The sequence below is a fragment of the Pseudomonas sp. LAP_36 genome (assembly GCF_019456785.1).
Taxonomy (GTDB): domain Bacteria; phylum Pseudomonadota; class Gammaproteobacteria; order Pseudomonadales; family Pseudomonadaceae; genus Aquipseudomonas; species Aquipseudomonas tritici.
The window spans coordinates 461,436-479,033 of the sequence record NZ_JAHZMS010000001.1; the positions used below are offsets into that span (position 1 = coordinate 461,436).

Sequence of the window (17,598 nt, forward strand, 5' to 3'; positions counted from 1 at the left end):
CGTAGGGCTATTGATCGGGCATCAGTGTCGCGCAGCCCTTCTGCAGTAACTGGGCGAAGTCCTCTGAGGGCACCGCTTTACTGAACAGATAACCTTGGCCTTCCTCGCACAGCTGGTGTTGCAGGAAGTTCAATTGCTCGAGGGTTTCTACGCCCTCGGCGATGATAGTCAAGCCCAGGCTTTTGCCCATGCCGATAATAGCGCTGATCAGTTGTTCGTCCTGGCTATTTACCTTCAGGCCATGAATGAACGATTGGTCGATTTTCAGCACGTCGATGGGAAACCGTCGCAGGTAGCTCAGGCTGGAGTAACCCGTGCCGAAATCATCCAGGGCCAGGCGCACGCCCATGGCTTTGATCCTGTTCAGGATATCGACCGTGTCGTCGACATTCTGCATCAGCACGCTTTCAGTGATCTCCAGCTCCAACAGGGCCGGCGGCAGGCGCGTCTGCTTGAGGATCGCGGCGAGGTTGTCGACGAAGTCCCGCTGGCGGAAATCGATGGCTGAGATATTCACAGAGATGCGTAGCGCGGGCAGGCCCATCTCACGCCAGGCTTGTGTTTGTTCACAGGCCTGGCGCAATACCCACTGGGTCAGCTGCACGATCAATCCAGTGTCCTCAGCCACCGGAATGAAGTCAGCCGGGCTGACCCAACCCGAACGCGGTTGAAACCAGCGAAGCAGCGCTTCCGCCCCCACGATCTGCCCGGATTTCAGATCCAGCTTCGGCTGGTAGTGCAGGGCAAATTCGTTGCATTCCAGGGCATGGCGAATCGCGCTTTCCAGGTTTTGCCGGTGTTGGGCGTGCAGGTTCATGTCTTCGGTATAAAAACTGAAATCGTCCGGGCCGCGCTCTTTGCTGGCGTGCATGGCGGTTTCGGCCTGTTTGATCAACTCCACCGCTGTGCCGCTGTCATTGGGGCAAATGCTGATACCCAGGCTGGCGGTGATGCTCAGGTCATGCCCGGCGACGTGACGGGTGGCGCGGATGGCCTTGAGGATCTTTTGCGCAACGTGCTGGGTTTGCTGGGGATGCAAGATGTCGTTGAGCAGGACCACGAACTCGTCGGAACCGTAGCGAAACACCGAATCCGAACTTCGCACCGCCGCCACCAGGCTTTGGCTGACCTGCTGCAGCACCTCATCGCCCACGGGGTAGCCCAGGGCGTTATTGATGCGCTTGAAGCGGTCCAGGCCGATAAACATCACCGCCATTTGCGTGTCATGCCGCCGGCCAAGGGCAATTGCCTGGGTCAGCCGGTCGCCTAACAACGTGCTGTTGGGCAGTTCGGTCAGGGCATCGTAGTGCAGCAGGTGCGAGACTTTGAGCAGCTCCTGCACGCGTTCTTCGACGGTGCGTTCCAGGCTGATCACTTTCAGCGCAATGTCCTGGGCGAGTTGCCATTTCCAGGTCAGGGCGCTGGCCATCTGGCGGATTTCCAGGTGATCGAAGGGCTTTTTCAGGATCAGCAACTGGTCGTTGTACTTTAAACGCGCTTCGATGGCCTCGAAGGAGTAATCGGAGTAGGCGGTGCACAGGGCGATCTGCAGGTGGGGATCGACGTTCCAGAGGTGTTCGATGGTCTGCAAGCCATCCCAGCCAGGTGGCATGCGCATGTCAATGAAGGCCATGGCATAGGGCGCGTTGGCGGCCAGGGCCTTGTTCACCAGGGCCAGGGCCTCCTGACCCTGATAGGCCGAGTCGAGCTCGAACGCCTGACGCACTTTGGTCGGTGTCCCGAACAGGGCCTCCTCGAGGTTTTCCAGGGAGGGTTCGCCTTCGGCACAGAGGATCTTGCGAAAGTCCTGATGGATCGAGGCGGTGTCATCGACGATCAGAATGCGCCGGTTGGCCCGTACGGAATCCGGGGTCATTGTGCGCACCACAACTGCAAGTGATTCGACGGCATGACGGTTCCTTCCCTGGGTGCATCGTGAGCGGGGCGTCTGCCTGCTCTGACAGCATAGTCGAACTCCCTTGATATCGACGGCTACTTGGCGTCAAATCAAGCCCGCGTGCCAAGCGAGGGAAGACGGCTCGGCACACGGGTTCAATTTAGCTCAATTCAATTTGATTCGAAGGCGCAGCAGGCATGGATGAACAATTCGCTACGCTCTCCACCGCACAACCCACCATTTTGCTGGTCGACGATGAAGAGTCGATCCTCAACAGCTTGCGTCGCCTGTTGCGCGGCCAGCCCTTTAATGTGGTGCTTGCCGGCAGCGGTGCCCAGGCTCTGGAAATAATGGCGGCCCAACCCATCGACCTGATCATGAGCGACGCGCGCATGCCAGGTATGGACGGCGCGCAGTTGCTGGCTGAAGTCCATCGCTTGTATCCCACCACCAGTCGTATCCTGCTGACCGGTTACGCTGACCTGCCGACAATCATCAAGGCGATCAACGAAGGGCAGATCCACCGTTATATCGGCAAACCCTGGAATGACGATGAACTGAAGCTGATCCTGCAGCAGGCCCTGGAACATCAGCGGCTTGAACGCTTGACCCTGGTGCAGAACGAGCAGCTCAAGGCGCTCAATGCGACCTTGGAAAAACGCGTGGAGTCGCGTACCGGCGAGCTGCAGCAGACCGCGGACATGCTCGACCTGGCTTACGAAGAACTCAAGCGCAGCTACGTGACGGGCACCGAAGTGTTTTCGCTGCTGGCCAACCTGCGCTTGCCCAAGGACAAGCAGACCAACCGCCAGTTGATCGAGCTGATCCGTGTGTATTGCGCCTCGCAGGCCATCGACGAGGTCAGCACACGCGACCTCACCATGGCCGCCGCGCTCTATAACATCGGCAAACTGAGCTGGACCGACAGCATGATGACTGCCCCGGCCGATAAACTGCACAGCACCGACCGCGATCTGTACCGCGCCTATCCGACGCAGAGCGAGTCGCTGTTGATGACGCTGGAGCCGATGAAGGATGCGGCGCGGATCATTCGTCATCATCAGGAGCGCTACGACGGCAGTGGTTTCCCCGATCACCTCAAGGAGGATGCGATCCCGTTTGGTTCACGCTTGCTGAAACTGGCGGTGGATTTCATCGAGTTGCAGAAAGGGCTGATCCTTGAGCGACAGATGAACAGTGATGAAGCGCTGCTCTATATCCAAAAGTATGCCGGGCGCCTCTACGATCCGAGCCTGGTCGAGGCTTTCGTGCAGGCTTGTGCCAAGTTCCTCAGTGATGTGACGCTGGGTGATCCCACCGTCAAGGTCCTGACCACCCGTGAGCTGGCTGACGGTATGGTCCTGGCGCGTAACCTCAATGCCGATAACGGCATGCTCCTGCTCAATGCCGGCAAGGTGCTGAACCTGCCGCTGGTGGACAAGCTCATTGCGTTCGAGGCAATGGAAGGCGCGAAATACGCCATTTTTATCAAAGTACCCGAAGAGACAGCAGACCTTTCATGAGCACTTCTACTATCCGCATCGCCGCCGCCCTCCTGATCGGCAGCGACGGCCAAACCCTGCTGGTGCGCAAGCGCGGCACCCAGGCTTTCATGCAACCGGGGGGCAAGATTGACGCTGGCGAGCAACCCGTCGAAGCCCTGGCCCGCGAGCTGCACGAAGAGCTCAACTTGCGTATCGAGCCCAGTGCCGCCGTCTACCTCGGCACGTTTTCCGCACCGGCCGCCAACGAGCCGGGTTTTACCGTGGAAGCCGAGTTGTTCCAGGTGCAGATCGACGTTGCGGTGACCCCCGCCGCCGAAATTGAAGAGGTCCGCTGGATTGACCCGGCCGGTGACGGCGGCTTGCAGTTGGCACCCTTGACGCGCGATTTGATCCTGCCGTTTTACCGCTCATCGCTGACCGCATGATTGTTCGCACGCTGGGGACGCATGACGCCGAGGCCTATCGTGCATTGATGCTCGAGGCCTATGGCGCCTATCCCCAGGCATTCACCTCCAGCGTGGCGGAGCGTGCCGCGATGCCGTTGAGCTGGTGGGAAAAACGCTTGGGCAGTCCGCTGGACCGGCTGCTCGGTGCCTACGAAGGGGATGAGCTGGCCGGCATTGTCGGCCTTGCATACGAGCCACGAGAGAAGGCTCGGCACAAGGTGACGCTGTTCGGCATGTATGTGAACGCGGGCCACCAGCAAAAGGGCTTGGGCCGTCAGTTGGTTGAAGCGGCACTGGATGAGGCGCGTAAGCAGCCGCGCCTCAAGGTGATCCAGCTGACCGTCACGGCCGGTAATGACGCGGCGTTTGCCTTGTACCAACGCTGCGGTTTTATCCAATACGGCCTGGAGCCATTGGCAGTGCGCGTCGGCGTTGAATACTTCGACAAGATCCACATGTGGCGCGAACTGGAAGATCACTGATGTTCAATGTTTTCTAATGAGTGCCGCTCAGCGAACAGCACTCACCCCATCCAGCGTTGAAAACGACGTGTCCTTCGCCGTCAGCAAAAAGTCGCGCATATATGGCGCGTCCAGCATGTCCGCGCGAATCCCCGCGTACAGCGTCGCAAACAAGCCTTTCTCGCCCAGGCGCTTGGCCTTCACGTAACCGCGCGAGCTGTATTCATGCAGCGCCCAATGCGGCATGCCGCACACGCCACGGCCGCTGGCGACCAATTGCATCATCATCACTGTCAGTTCCGAGGTGCGCACCTGGGCCGGTTCGACGTCGGCGGGTTCCAGGAAGCGGGTGAAGATGTCCAGCCGGTCGCGCTCCACCGGGTAGGTGATCAGGGTTTCGGTCAGCAAGTCTTCCGGCACGATGTACGCCTTGTTCGCCAGCGCGTGCTGGTTGGCCACCGCCAGCATGGCTTCGTAGGTGAACAGCGGCACATAGGTGATGCCCGGCAGTTCCAGCGGGTCGGAGGTCACCACCAGGTCGAGGTCGCCGCGCGCCAGGGCCGGCAGCGGCGCGAAGGCGAAACCGGACGCCAGGTCCAGCTCGACTTCCGGCCAGGCATCGCGGAACTGGTCGATGGTCGGCATCAGCCACTGGAAGCAGCTGTGGCATTCAATCGCCATGTGCAAACGCCCGGCGGTGCCGCCGGCCAACCGCGCAATGTCACGCTCGGCGCCGCGCAGCAAGGGCAGGGTGGCGTCGGCCAGTTGCAACAGGCGCAGGCCGGCGCTCGTGAAACGCAGCGGCTTGGTCTTGCGCACGAACAGTTGCATGCCCAGGCGCTCTTCCAGCTCCTTGAACTGGTGGGACAGCGCCGATTGCGTCAGGTGCAGGCGTTCGGCGGCTTCGACCAGGCTGTCAGCCTCGCGCAGGGCGTGCAGGGTCTTGAGGTGACGGATTTCGAGCACGGGCTCTCCATGAAGATAATTTGTGACGAAGGCGGATGGCGTGAGTTTGTCTCATGTTGCAACGTGTGTCGACCATGACCGCTGGGCACTCTTCATCAAACTGTCATGGAAGTGTGGCAGCGCGCTTGAACAAACTTCATCAGACTCGCGCTCTACTGGGGTTCTGCGTTTCGGTGTTTTTCATGCGCGTGTTGTTTTTACTGGCCGCTTTACTGTTCGGCCTGCCGTCTTTTGCGGCTTCTCGATGTGATGTCAATGTCCCGACCCAAACGGTCGACCTGGCTCAGGTGAGCATTGCTTACCAGAGCATCGGTCGTGCGTCCGACCCTGCCTTGTTGCTGGTGATGGGCCTGGGCGGGCAGTTGATCCACTGGCCGGACGAAGTGGTGGTCGCCCTGTGTCAACAGGGTTTCCGGGTGATCCGCTACGACAACCGTGACGTCGGCCTGTCGACCTGGCGCCAGGCGCCGGTAAACGCCAACCTGACCTTTGAGGTACTGCGCTACAAGCTCGGCCTGCCGGTGGCGGCACCCTACACGCTGACGGATATGGCCGACGACGCCCTGGGCTTGATGGACGCCTTGCAGATCCAGCAGTTTCACGTACTGGGCGCAAGCATGGGCGGCATGATCGCCCAGCACCTGGCGGCGATGGCGCCGCAGCGCGTGGAAAGCCTGACCCTGATCATGACCAGCTCCGGTGCCGAAGGCTTGCCGGCACCCAATGCGGCGCTGGTGCAGTTGTTGTCGCGACGCAGTGCGCCGAATCGTGAAGTGGCGCTGGAGCAGCAGGCCGATTTGCTCGCGGCGCTGGGCAGCCCGAACGTGAAGGATGATCGCCAGGCGTTGCTGCACCAGGCGGCGCTGTCTTACGACCGCGCCTTCAACCCGGAAGGCGTGAAGCGCCAGATCATGGCGATCCTCGCCGAACCGAGCCGCGTGCCGTTGCTCAACCAACTGCGTGTACCGACGCTGGTGGTCCACGGCACCGCCGATCCGTTGCTGCCGGTGATGCACGGCGTGCACCTGGCGGCGCATATCCAGGGCAGCCAGTTGAAGTTGATTCCCGGCATGGCCCATCGTTTCCAGGAAGCGTTCAAGGCGCCGCTGCTGACAGCGGTGTTGCCGTACCTGCAGGCTCATCGCGAAGATGCCGCACATTGGGCGCAGATTGACCCGGTCGCGCCTTCGAAGCTGCTGTGACATTGGTGTATCGTGCACCCTTTACGGCGTATTGAAGCCTGCGAGGTTGCCTACCATGAGTACTCCCCTGAAAATCGATTTCGTCAGCGACGTGTCCTGCCCCTGGTGCATCATCGGCCTGCGCGGCCTGACCGAAGCCCTCGACCAGCTTGGCGCCGAAGTACAGGCCGAGATCCATTTCCAGCCGTTTGAGCTGAACCCGAACATGCCCGCCGAGGGCCAGAACATCGTCGAGCACATCACCGAAAAATACGGCTCCACTGCCGAAGAGTCCCAGGCAAACCGTGCGCGAATCCGCGACATGGGGGCTGAGTTGGGCTTTGCTTTTCGCACCGATGGTCAGAGCCGTATCTACAACACCTTCGACGCCCATCGCCTGCTGCATTGGGCCGGGCTGGAAGGCTTGCAGTACAACCTCAAGGAAGCGCTGTTCAAGGCGTATTTCACCGATGGGCAGGACCCTTCCGATCATGCGACGCTGGCGATCATCGCCGAAAGCGTTGGCCTGGATATCAAACGTGCGGCCGAGATTCTTGCTTGCGATGAATACGCCGCCGATGTCCGCGAACAGGAACAGCTGTGGACTTCCCGTGGCGTGACCTCGGTGCCGACCATTGTGTTCAACGATCAGTACGCCGTCAGCGGTGGCCAACCGGCCGAGGCATTTGTCGGCGCGATTCGGCAGATCATCAGCGAAGCCAAATCCTAAAGTCGAGCGCAGTTCAAAGTGTGGGAGCGGGCTTGCTCATTGTCTTCAAGATAGGCGCTGGCCCGTCCCTTGCATTGACCCCCTAAAGCCCTAGGGGAACACTGCCTTGAACATTCTTGACCTCGACCACAGCCTCACCGGCCAGGCGCCGATTGCCCGGCGTTTGGCCAGCGGCCGTGCCACGCGTATCGACCTGCTGGACCTGGGCCCCAAGCTGCGCCTGTGGTCCACCGAAAAAACCTGGAAGCGCTTCGCTGAACGCCTGGCCCTGCGGCCTCGGCCTAAGGATGCGCGGCCGGAAATCCTGTTTGTCGGCTCCGGCGATTATCACCACCTGACGCCGGCGTTTCTCGCCGACTTGAAAGAACCCATCAGCCTGATCCACTTCGACAACCACCCCGACTGGGTGCGCTTTGCGCCCAAACGTCACTGTGGCTCCTGGGTCAACCGTGCGCTGAAAATGCCGGCGATCAAACGCATCGTCACCCTCGGCCCGTGCAGCGATGACCTGCATAACCCACAACTGCGTGGCGGCAACCTCGGTGCCCTCAAGCGCGGGCACTTGCAGCTGTTTCCCTGGCAGCATCCGCCGTCGAAAGTCTGGGGGCGGGTGGGGGATGGCGCCGGCCATCAGCAGCGCGAAGACCATTTGCATTGGCGCAACCTGGCCGAGCTGGACTGGACCGCGTTCCTCGATCAGATGATCAGCAGCCTGCCCACCGAAGCGATCTGGATCACCCTCGACAAGGATGTGCTGGCCAGCGAAGACGCGGCCACCAACTGGGACCAGGGCGGCATGCGCTTGACCCACCTGCTGCAAGCCCTGCGGGCGTTGGCGGCGCGCAAACGCATCATCGGTATCGACGTGTGCGGCGAGTTCGCCACACCGGCGTTCAGCAATGCGTTCAAGCGCTGGGAGGCCAAGTCCGACCAGCCACCGCCCGAGCGCTGGAGCGCAGAGGATCTGCAGCGCAATGCGGCGACCAATGAAGCCCTGATCGACCTGTTTGAGGAGCTGTTTCCGTGACGTTGACGGTGGTGTTGCTGGTGGCGTTTTCCATCGTGCTCGATGTGATCGGCCAACTGTGTTTCAAGCTCGGCCTGGACCGTTTACCCGAGCTGGACGGCGGTTTCCGCCTGAACGCGTTCTGGGGCCAGGTGTTTAATGCGCCGTTGCTGTGGGCGGGGATCGGTGCGTATGTCGTCGAGTTTTTCGTCTGGCTTGAAGCCCTGTCGCGTGCGCCGCTGAGCCTGCTGTTTCCAGCGGCGGCGCTCGCCTATTGCGGGGTGGTGCTGGCGGGCAAGGTGGTGCTGGGCGAAACCGTCAGCCGCCGCCGTTGGATGGGCACGCTGGTGATTACGTTGGGTGTGATGTTGGTGGCAATTGCAGGGAGTCAGGCATGAATACGCAAATGATGAATACCGGATGGCTGCACGGGCGCTTCGGCACTGTGGTGTTGTGGGCCTTGTTGATCTGCACCGAAAGCGCTGGCCAGTTGTTTACCAAAGTGGCCGGTAATCAATTGGGGCAGATGGATTTCAACTGGCAATGGCTGGGTGAGGTGGCCCGCAACCCAGGCATTCTGGCGGCGATAGCCTGCTACATCGGCGCGTTCTTCGTGTGGATGCTGATCCTGCGGCGCAGCAGCCTGTCCCTGGCGTTCCCGCTGAGCTCACTGGTGTTTGTGGTGGTGTTGCTCGGTTCGTGGCTGGGGCTGGGGGAACACATCAGCCCGCTGCACTGGGTGGGGGTAGCGGTGATTATTGGCGGGATTGCTTTGCTGGCGGAAGGCGAAGAGAACTGAGGTCTCTCTCACTCTCTCGTAGCAGCTGTCGAGCCCCAGCGAGGCTGCGTCGGACGCGCTGCCGATTCAGGATCGAGTCGCGCCTGACGCAGCCTCGCTGGGGCTCGACAGCTGCTACGGAATTAATCGAATTTGTAGCTGATCGCCGTCTGCACCTGGCCCTGATTCACGTCGCCGGTTTGCTTGACGATGCTGCTGTCCGCCGCCGAGCCCACCAAATGCACCCAACTGGCACTGGTCAGCAGCGACCATTTTGCGTCCAGCGGGAACTCGAAACTCTGGGTCAGCGTCACGTTCTGGAAACCACCACTGGCGTTGTACGGGCGAATCCCGGAGGCCGCGGATTCATTGGCATCTACCCCAAAATACGTCTGGGTCTGGCGCGCGTCGGCGAAGTTCGCCGCCAGGCCGGTGCTGCCGATGATCCCGCCGCCCAGTGGGTACCCGAGTTCGCTGCCGAGCTTGCCCAGCGCGCCGCTTTGCGAATGCCCGCCGCCCACGGCCTGGCCCAGCCGCGCATAGATGCGCCAGAAATCGGCGGGCGCGTACTGGATGAAGCCGCCTATCTCAGCCATGTCCGATACATTGCGCAAACCTTGCAGCGAGCCGTTGGAGGTGCGTCCTTGCAGGTAATTGATATAGGGGCCGGCGGTGAGACCGTTGGTGTTCAGCGCGCTCCAGGTCAAGCCGTCATCGGTGCTCAGGCTGACATCGCCCCAGTCCAGATCCAGGTACGGCACGGGCCGTGTTTCATAGCGGCTGCCGGTGGGGTCGTGGGGCTGGTAGCTGAAGCCCGCGCCCACTTCGCCAGTGATTGCATCGGCCCGGACCGTGCTGGAGAAGCCGCACAGCCCCAGTAAACCGGCGAATACAGCAGAAGTAGCCTTGAGCATGGAGCCGTTTCCTCGTCTGGATAGGCACGCATGAACGCGCGAAGGGCCCTCCGTACGCAAGCACTCATCTTGTTTGTAGCAAGCTACAAAAATTGTAGCTTGCACGACACATATTGCCTCGGCACATCAGGCAAAGCCCCGGCCCCGCTGGGCGCCGGCCAGTTGGCACACTCCCTGCTCTACCCCCTTGTGCAAGCGCACTGAGCGCGCCCCTACAAGGTAAACGTAGATGATCCACTGGCATATCGTGTGTGATTTCGACGGGACCATTACTCCCACCGATGTCATCGACAACGTCCTCCAACGCTTCGCCGGCCCCGAGTGGGAAACCATCGAACAGGAATGGCTGGATGGGCACATCGGTTCACGCGAATGCCTGAGCCGCCAACTGGCGCTGATCAAGGCAACGCCCTCCGAACTGCTGGCGTATTTCGACAGCGTCGAGATTGACCCGGACTTCCCGGACTTCGTCGATCACGTGATCGGCCTGGGCGCGTCCATTGAAGTGGTCAGTGACGGCATCGAGCAGGGCATCGCGCGGATCCTCTCGCGCAACTACGTGACCTTGCTGCCGATCCTCGCCAACCGCCTGCGCCAGGTCGACCAGAACAGCTGGCGCATCGACTTCCCGTACGCCAGCGACGCCTGCCGTGCCGCTTCCGGCAACTGCAAGTGCAAATCCACCCCGCGCCACAAACGCGTGCTGGTGATCGGCGACGGCAAGTCCGACATGTGCGTGGCCTCCACCGCCGACTTCGTCTTCGCCAAGGGCAGCCTCGCCGACTACTGCGTGGCCAACCACATCCCTCACGCGCGCTTCGACACCTTTGCCGAAGTGCCTGCATTGCTGGCGCTGCTGCCACAAGGCATCGCCGCCAACGCCACCACCTTCAACACCTCTTCCGACAATCAGGAACTCTTCCACCATGTCTGATATCCGTATCGCTACCGCCGAAGACCAGATCCTTCTGGATAAAGAAGCCAAATACTGCTCCTACGGCGACACCGTCCACTACATCGAGCCGCCGCGTATTTTCAGCCGTTGCGAAGGCTCCTACGTGTGGGACACCGAGGACCAGGCCTACCTCGACCTGCAAATGTGGTACTCGGCGGTCAACTTCGGCTACGCCAACCCGCGCCTGAACAATGCGTTGAAACAGCAGATCGACACCCTGCCGCAAATCGCCAGCCAGTACCTGCACAAGGGCAAGATCGAGCTGTCGGAAATGATCGCGGTGGACGCCAAGAAGAAGTTCGGCCTCGACGGTCGCGTGCACTTCAACGTGGGCGGTTCGCAGTCCATCGAAGACTCCTTGAAGGTGGTGCGTAACGCTTCCAACGGCAAGAGCCTGATGTTCGCCTTCGAAGGCGGCTACCACGGCCGTACGCTCGGCGCGTCGTCGATCACCTCGAGCTTCCGCTACCGTCGCCGCTACGGCCACTTTGGTGAGCGCGCCAACTTCATTCCGTTCCCGTACCACTTCCGCGGCCCTAAAGGCATGACCAAGGAAGAATACGGCAGCCAGTGTGTGCAGCAATTCGCCCGCTTGTTCGAGACCGAATACAACGGCGTCTGGGACCCGAAAACCAATCAGTGTGAATACGCAGCCTTCTACGTCGAGCCGATCCAGGGCACCGGCGGCTACGTGATCCCGCCGATGAACTTCTACCGCGAACTCAAGCATGTGCTGGATCAGCACGGCATCCTGATGGTCTCCGACGAAATCCAGATGGGTTTCTATCGCACCGGCAAACTGTGGTCGATCGAGCACTTCGACGTGCAGCCGGACGTGATCGTCTTTGGCAAGGCGCTGACCAACGGCCTCAACCCGCTGGGCGGCATCTGGGCCCGTGAAGAGTTGATCAACCCCAAAGTCTTCCCACCAGGCTCGACCCACTCCACCTTCGCCTCCAACCCGTTGGGCACGGCGGTGGGCCTGGAAATGTTCAAGATGACCAACGAAGTCGACTACGGCGCGATGGTCATGGCCAAGGGCAAGTTCTTCCTTGAAGGCCTGCAAGACCTGCAGAAACGTTTCCCGATCATTGGCGACGTTGACGGCCTGGGCCTGGCCCTGCGCTGCGAAATCTGCGGCCCAGACGGTTTCACGCCAGACAAGGCGACCCTGGACTACATGGTCGAAGAAGGCATGAAAGGCGACATGGTCGTAGATGGCCAGAAACTCGGCCTGATCCTCGACGTGGGTGGTTACTACAAAAACGTGATCACCCTGGCACCGTCCCTGGAAATCAGCTACCCGGAAATCGAACTGGGCCTGAAGTTGCTCGAACAACTGCTGGTGCGGGCGACTAATCGGTGAGCCAGGCAGAGATCGACCTCGGTGAAGGTACTGCCGGTTTCGTTCTCGGTGAAGGTCCGGTCGGGATCCTGTTGATCCACGGCCTGACCGGCACCCCGACGGAATTGCGCCAGGTCGCCAAGGGCCTCGCCAAGGCGGGCAATTGCACGGTGTATGTGCCCACCCTGGCCGGGCACTGCGGTGACAACAGCGACCTGCAGGCCACGGGCTGGCGCGACTGGTACGAAGGCGTGCGCAGGACCTTCGTCGGTGTGAAACAGCGGCACGAGCAGGTCTTTGTCGGTGGTTTGTCGATGGGCGCGGTGATGTCGATGTACCTGGCGTCGGAGCATCCAGGCCAGGTCGCCGGCTTGCTGATGTACTCCACCACGCTCAAGTACGACGGCTGGAGCATCAACAAAATGGCGTTCATCACGCCGTTGCTGATCCGTATTCCGTTCGGCGTGCGCCTGTTCCGGTTTACCGAGAAACCGCCCTACGGCATCAAGAACGAACGCCTGCGGGCCATCGTTGAACGGCAGATGAAAGAGGGCGAAAGCAGCGAAGCGGGCTTGTTGACGATGGAAGGCGTGACCGTGCGTGAATTGCACTGGATGAACGCCGTGGTCAAAAAACGCATGCCATCGATCAACGTACCGGCGCTGGTGTTGCATTCCATCGAGGACGACATCACCAGCCGCTGGAACGCCGATTACGTGGAGCGCCACTTGGGCGGGCCGGTGACCAAGATTCTGTTGGACAACTGCTACCACATGATCACCGTCGACCTGCAATACCGCCGGGTGATCGAGTTGAGTGCCGAGTTCATCGACCAGCACACGCATTATGTTCTGCCAAATCGGGTCGGTGTGGGAGCTGTCGAGCTTAAGCGAGGCTGCGATGCAGGCGCCTCGGTCTATCAGTGAAACCTGGGTGATGCTATCGCAGCCTCGCTGGGGCTCGACAGCTCCCACATTGGATCGGCGTTCGCCAAAGAAATAAGGGAAATACGTGATTACCACCCAAGCCTTCCCAACCATCCGGGCCATCCAGCGCAGTGCCTGGAACGACTGTTTCCCGGGCGCTCTGGAGGACTGGGACTATTACGTCGCCGTGGAAAACGCCGCTATCGATGATTTTCAGTGGCGTTACCTGGCTGTCTATGAAAATGGAACGCTGGTGGCGGTGGCCGCCGCGTTCATTACTCATTATCGCCTCGACACCACGGTATCGGGCGCCGGCAAGCGCCTGACCGAGCGTGTAGAGCGGCTGTGGCCCGGGCTTTTGCAGTTGGGGTTGTATGCCCTCGGCTCTCCGGTGGCCGAACGTTGCGACGTGGGTTTCGCCAGTGGTGTGGCAGATGCGCGCCGCCCGCAGATGCTCAAGCACCTGCTGGAAGCCGCGCGCCGGGATGCTGATGACGTGGGTATCGGCCTGGTGGCGGTCAAGGACGCGCCGAGCAGAGACCCGCATTGGCTCGAGAGTTGCCGGGCGGCAGGCTTTCAAAGCATGCCGAGCCTGCCCACCGGCGTGTTGCCGCTGCCTTATGGATCGGTAGATGCTTACCTCGGCTCGCTGGGCAAATCCACCCGCAAGGACCTGCGCCGCAAACTGCGTGCGCCGGGGCCGCGGGTGGAATGGCGGCGCAATATCGACGACGTGTTGCCCGAAGTCATGCGCCTTTACGAAGCCACGCTGACACGCGCCGAGTTGCAGTTCGAACGGCTGCCTGCCGGCTACTTCACCGGCGTGCTCGAGCGGCTTGATCAGCGCGCGGTCTGTGTTCTTTACTGGGTAGACGAGCGACTGGTGGCGTTCAACCTGATGCTGGTGGACGAACAACGGCTGGTGGACAAGTTTTTCGGGCACGACGTCGCGTTCACCCGCGACTACAACCTGTACTTCCGTAGTTGGCTGACCAACGTCGACTACTGTATTCAGCATAATATTGCGTTGTATGAGTGCGGGCAGGCCGGGTATGCCAGTAAGCTGCGCCTGGGCTGTGAGTTCCAGGGTAACCGTGTGTTTTTCCGCCACCGCAACCGGCTGGTCAACGGCCTGCTCAAGCTTGTAAAAGTGTTTATTCGACCGGACCGTTCCGACCCCGCCATGGCTGCTGCGATAAGCGAAACCTGATGATTACCAAGACCCGCCAGAAAGCCCGCCCCTTTGCCATTTCGCGCTGGAGCGTCCAGCGCAAGCTGGTGCTGGCGTTCTGGTTGGTCAGTGTGATCCCGACCATGATCGCGGCGGAGTTGGCCGCCACCACGTTGTCGCAGATCTTCGACAGCAACGTGCGCATCTGGCTGCAGGAATCCACCAAGATCGTCAAGGACGAGATCGGCGATATCCTTCATGACAACGCGCGTATGGCCAAATTGTTCCTGCGCTACACCAGCCCGCCTGAGAGCAAGCAAGCCGCCAAACACGACCGGCTGACCGCCGACATTGCCGATGCCACCGATATCGACGTGGTAGCGTTGATTCGCACCAGTGACCAAAAAGTCGTGTTCAGTACCGCCGCCTCCGACATCGTCAAGCAGATCAGCCTGGCCAAAAATACGGTGTTGCAGACTGTGCAGGTGGGGGGCGTGTCCACCGGCATCGTGGTCTCGACGTTCGAGACCTCCCAGGACGGCGTTGATTACGAGCTGCTGGTCGGGACTTACCTGGACAGCAGTTTCCTCACCAGCGTGGCCGATGTGCATTCCCTCGACCTGCGCCTGTACCTGGCCAACCCGGACGGTTTTTCCGAGATTTTCTCGACCCAACGGTTTGAGGATCACCCTTCGCGCATCCCCAAGAACGTCGAAACCGCGATGCGCGCCACAAGGCAGCCCAGCGAGCAGTTCACCAATAACTACAGCGGTTTGTACTGGCCGATCTTCAATGATGCCGGTGACCTGCAAGGCGTGATTTTCAGCGGCCTGCTGCGCCACACCAGCCTGGTTGGGCTGGTGAACCAGAGCAATCTGTTCGTGCTGATCTTCCTGCTCAGTTCGGCGCTGTCGTTGGCGGCCGGGGTGTTGGTGTCGCGACGCCTGACCAAGCCTTTGCGCGACCTGTCCCAAGGTGTAAATGCGGTGATTTCCGGCGACTACGCGCACCGCGTGGAGGTCAGCGGCGGCGACGAGCTGGCGCAGTTGAGCAGCACCTTCAACCATATGACCGAGCGCCTGGGCGAGTTGCATCACCTTGAAGCCCAGTTGCGTCGACGTGATCGCCTGCACGCCTTGGGTGAAGTCGCCATGGGCCTGGCGCACGAGATCCGCAACCCACTGGGGATCATCAAGACGGCGACGCAACTGCTGCACCGTCGCGCTGACCTGGCGGAAACCGACAAGCGTCACCTGGAATACGTGATCAGTGAAGTCAGCCGCATCAACGACCTGATCACCGAGTTTCTCGACTTTGCCAAGCCCAACCCGCCGTTGCGCGTGCTGCAGCCAACGCGACCCTTGGTGGAGGAAATCCTCGGCTTCTGCGGCCCGGAATTGGCCACCCATAACATCGATGCACACATCGATGACCAGGCGCCGGGGGCGACGATTTACGCGGATGCCAAGCAGCTCAAACAGGCGTGCCTCAACCTGATTCTCAACGCCATCGACGCAATGCCCGAAGGCGGGCGCCTGACCCTGGGCATTCGCACCGTGGGCGAAAATACGGTGATCAGCATCGCCGACACTGGCCAGGGCATTCCGGCGGAAATGGTCGAGCGTATCTTCACGCCATTCGTCACCACCAAGGCTTCCGGCACCGGCCTGGGCCTGGCTAAAGTCTATTCGATCATGGAAAGTCACGACGGCAGCATCGAATGTGCCAGCGAGAAAGATGCCGGCGCCACGTTCAGCCTGTACATTCCGGCGATGGGCGAAGACGACGAGGACAGTCATGACGCATAACATTCTGGTAGTCGACGACGAACCCAAGCTCTGCGACCTGCTCGCCTCGGCCCTGGGCCAGAACGACGTGCAGGTGTTTATCGCCGGCAACGGCCTGCACGCGCTCAAGGTGCTGGAGCAGGAAGACATCGACCTGGTGATCAGCGACTGGCGCATGCCCGGCATGGACGGGCCGGCGCTGCTGGCCGAGATCAAGGTGCGCTACCCGCACGTGCCGGTGATTGTGATGACCGCCTACAGCACAGTGAAAAACGCCGTGCAGTCGATGCGCAACGGCGCCTACGACTACATCGCCAAGCCATTCGATATCGATGAGCTGGACATCACCGTGGCCAAGGCCCTGCAATTTCGCGACATCATGCGCGACAACGCACGCCTGCGTGCCGAGCTGGATGAGCACGCGCAGTTCGACAGCCTGGTGGGCGACAGTCCGGCGTTTCGCAAAGTGCTGCAAGCGGTCGACTCGGTGCGCGACAGCAGCGCCACCATCCTGCTGACCGGCGAAAGCGGCACCGGCAAGGAAATGGTCGCACGCGCTATCCACAAACACGGCTGCCGGGCTGACAAACCGTTCGTGGCGGTCAATTGCGCGGCGATCCCGGAAGGCTTGCTGGAAAGCGAAATGTTCGGCCATCGCAAAGGCGCGTTTACCGGCGCTGTGGCTGATCGGGTAGGGCGCTTCCAGCAGGCTGATAAAGGCACCTTGTTTCTGGATGAAGTGGGCGATATGCCCCTGGCGTTACAGGCCAAGATCCTGCGCGCCTTGCAGGAACGGGTGATCGAACCGGTGGGCGACCCCCGCGAGCGCAAGGTGGATGTGCGGGTAATCGCCGCCACCAATAAGAACCTGCTGGAGGCGGTGGCTAACAAAGAGTTTCGCGAAGACCTGTATTACCGCCTCAACGTGTTCCCGATTCCTTTGCCGGCGTTGCGCGAGCGTGTGGAGGACATTGCGCCCCTGGCTCGTCACTTCGCCCAGACCCTCAGTGCCACTGCCGGCAAGCGCATTACGGGTTTCAGTGCCGAAGCGTTGCAGGCGATGGCGGCGTATCACTGGCCGGGCAATATTCGTGAATTGCAGAACTGCGTGGAGCGGGCGACCATCGTGGCCGCCTCACCCGTGATCGAAGATATCGACCTGCCGGGTTATTTGTTTGCCTCGACGCCGAGCGAGGGCGGCGTGACTGCGATCCTCAGCGACGGGCCGGGGATTCCTCAGGATCTGGATGCGGCGCTGGCAGAGGTGGAGAAGGCCTACATACTCGCGGCGTTGCAAGAAAGCAATGGCGTGCAGGCTGCGGCGGCGGCGAAGATCGGGATATCCGAGAGGAGTTTCTGGTACCGCCTGAAGAAGCTGGGGATTCAAGTGGACAAAATAGTCCGCTGACCTACCTGACACACCTCAATTCAAATGTGGGAGCTGGCTTGCCTGCGATAGCGGTGTATCAGCCAACTCATCTGGCGCAGACATACCGCAATCGCAGGCAAGCCAGCTCCCACAGTTTGATC

Annotated in this window: 17 protein-coding genes; 14 read left to right on the plus strand and 3 right to left on the minus strand. The window is 60.9% G+C overall.

Annotated elements, in window-relative coordinates; translation table 11 throughout:
• Nucleotides 1-7 precede the first annotated feature (7 nt).
• Nucleotides 8-1,876: a bifunctional diguanylate cyclase/phosphodiesterase gene (locus tag JBO08_RS02165; RefSeq protein WP_220074553.1), complete on the minus strand. Its 1,869-nt coding sequence runs from the start codon at nt 1,874-1,876 to the stop codon at nt 8-10.
• Between the two features lie 218 nt (nt 1,877-2,094).
• On the opposite strand from JBO08_RS02165, the gene JBO08_RS02170 reads away from it, so the two are divergent.
• Genes JBO08_RS02170 through JBO08_RS02180 form a run of 3 tightly spaced genes read left to right on the plus strand, consistent with a single transcriptional unit; the run spans nt 2,095 to nt 4,330 of the window.
• Entirely contained in the window at nt 2,095-3,420 is a 1,326-nt protein-coding gene (locus JBO08_RS02170; protein WP_049709784.1) for an HD domain-containing phosphohydrolase, read from the plus strand.
• Entirely contained in the window at nt 3,417-3,827 is a 411-nt protein-coding gene (locus JBO08_RS02175) for an NUDIX domain-containing protein (protein WP_065872542.1), read from the plus strand. Before JBO08_RS02170 ends, JBO08_RS02175 begins: the two co-directional genes overlap by 4 nt.
• Nucleotides 3,824-4,330, plus strand: coding sequence for a GNAT family N-acetyltransferase (locus JBO08_RS02180; protein ID WP_065872541.1), 507 nt, complete (start codon nt 3,824-3,826; stop codon nt 4,328-4,330). Before JBO08_RS02175 ends, JBO08_RS02180 begins: the two co-directional genes overlap by 4 nt.
• Before the next feature lie 27 nt (nt 4,331-4,357).
• Here the strand turns inward: JBO08_RS02180 and metR are convergent, their stop codons facing one another.
• Nucleotides 4,358-5,275 (minus strand): transcriptional regulator MetR, encoded by a 918-nt coding sequence (gene metR, locus JBO08_RS02185; RefSeq protein ID WP_049709781.1) that lies wholly within the window; start codon nt 5,273-5,275, stop codon nt 4,358-4,360.
• 182 nt (nt 5,276-5,457) lie between these two features.
• Here metR and JBO08_RS02190 point away from each other — a divergent pair, with 182 nt between their 5' ends.
• The 5 genes from JBO08_RS02190 to JBO08_RS02210 all read left to right on the plus strand — a co-directional run bounded on the left by JBO08_RS02190 (nt 5,458) and on the right by JBO08_RS02210 (nt 8,991).
• Complete coding sequence (locus tag JBO08_RS02190; protein WP_065872540.1) at nt 5,458-6,477, plus strand: alpha/beta fold hydrolase; 1,020 nt, start codon at nt 5,458-5,460, stop codon at nt 6,475-6,477.
• A 55-nt stretch (nt 6,478-6,532) separates the two neighbouring features.
• A complete protein-coding gene (locus JBO08_RS02195; protein WP_065872539.1) occupies nt 6,533-7,186 on the plus strand; it encodes a DsbA family oxidoreductase in 654 nt (217 codons plus the stop codon).
• 106 nt (nt 7,187-7,292) lie between these two features.
• Complete coding sequence (locus tag JBO08_RS02200) at nt 7,293-8,213, plus strand: arginase (RefSeq protein ID WP_065872538.1); 921 nt, start codon at nt 7,293-7,295, stop codon at nt 8,211-8,213.
• Complete coding sequence (locus JBO08_RS02205; protein WP_065872537.1) at nt 8,210-8,590, plus strand: transporter; 381 nt, start codon at nt 8,210-8,212, stop codon at nt 8,588-8,590. The genes JBO08_RS02200 and JBO08_RS02205 overlap by 4 nt, the downstream gene beginning before the upstream one ends.
• Nucleotides 8,587-8,991 carry an EamA family transporter gene (locus JBO08_RS02210; protein WP_065872536.1) on the plus strand — a complete coding sequence of 135 codons (405 nt, stop codon included), beginning with the start codon at nt 8,587-8,589 and terminating at the stop codon, nt 8,989-8,991. The genes JBO08_RS02205 and JBO08_RS02210 overlap by 4 nt, the downstream gene beginning before the upstream one ends.
• A gap of 122 nt (nt 8,992-9,113) precedes the next feature.
• Here the strand turns inward: JBO08_RS02210 and JBO08_RS02215 are convergent, their stop codons facing one another.
• A complete protein-coding gene (locus tag JBO08_RS02215) occupies nt 9,114-9,884 on the minus strand; it encodes a MipA/OmpV family protein (protein ID WP_065945362.1) in 771 nt (256 codons plus the stop codon).
• A 229-nt stretch (nt 9,885-10,113) separates the two neighbouring features.
• On the opposite strand from JBO08_RS02215, the gene JBO08_RS02220 reads away from it, so the two are divergent.
• From JBO08_RS02220 to JBO08_RS02245, 6 genes are all read left to right on the plus strand, one after another.
• A complete protein-coding gene (locus JBO08_RS02220) occupies nt 10,114-10,818 on the plus strand; it encodes an MtnX-like HAD-IB family phosphatase (protein WP_065872534.1) in 705 nt (234 codons plus the stop codon).
• Nucleotides 10,811-12,205 (plus strand): aspartate aminotransferase family protein, encoded by a 1,395-nt coding sequence (locus tag JBO08_RS02225; RefSeq protein WP_065872533.1) that lies wholly within the window; start codon nt 10,811-10,813, stop codon nt 12,203-12,205. The genes JBO08_RS02220 and JBO08_RS02225 overlap by 8 nt, the downstream gene beginning before the upstream one ends.
• Complete coding sequence (locus JBO08_RS02230; protein WP_065880104.1) at nt 12,202-13,110, plus strand: carboxylesterase; 909 nt, start codon at nt 12,202-12,204, stop codon at nt 13,108-13,110. Before JBO08_RS02225 ends, JBO08_RS02230 begins: the two co-directional genes overlap by 4 nt.
• A gap of 85 nt (nt 13,111-13,195) precedes the next feature.
• Nucleotides 13,196-14,320 carry a GNAT family N-acetyltransferase gene (locus JBO08_RS02235; protein WP_065872531.1) on the plus strand — a complete coding sequence of 375 codons (1,125 nt, stop codon included), beginning with the start codon at nt 13,196-13,198 and terminating at the stop codon, nt 14,318-14,320.
• On the plus strand, nt 14,320-16,089 hold the full coding sequence (locus JBO08_RS02240) for an ATP-binding protein (RefSeq protein ID WP_065872530.1): 1,770 nt from the start codon (nt 14,320-14,322) through the stop codon (nt 16,087-16,089). Before JBO08_RS02235 ends, JBO08_RS02240 begins: the two co-directional genes overlap by 1 nt.
• On the plus strand, nt 16,079-17,476 hold the full coding sequence (locus JBO08_RS02245) for a sigma-54 dependent transcriptional regulator (protein WP_065872529.1): 1,398 nt from the start codon (nt 16,079-16,081) through the stop codon (nt 17,474-17,476). Before JBO08_RS02240 ends, JBO08_RS02245 begins: the two co-directional genes overlap by 11 nt.
• Nucleotides 17,477-17,598 lie beyond the last annotated feature (122 nt).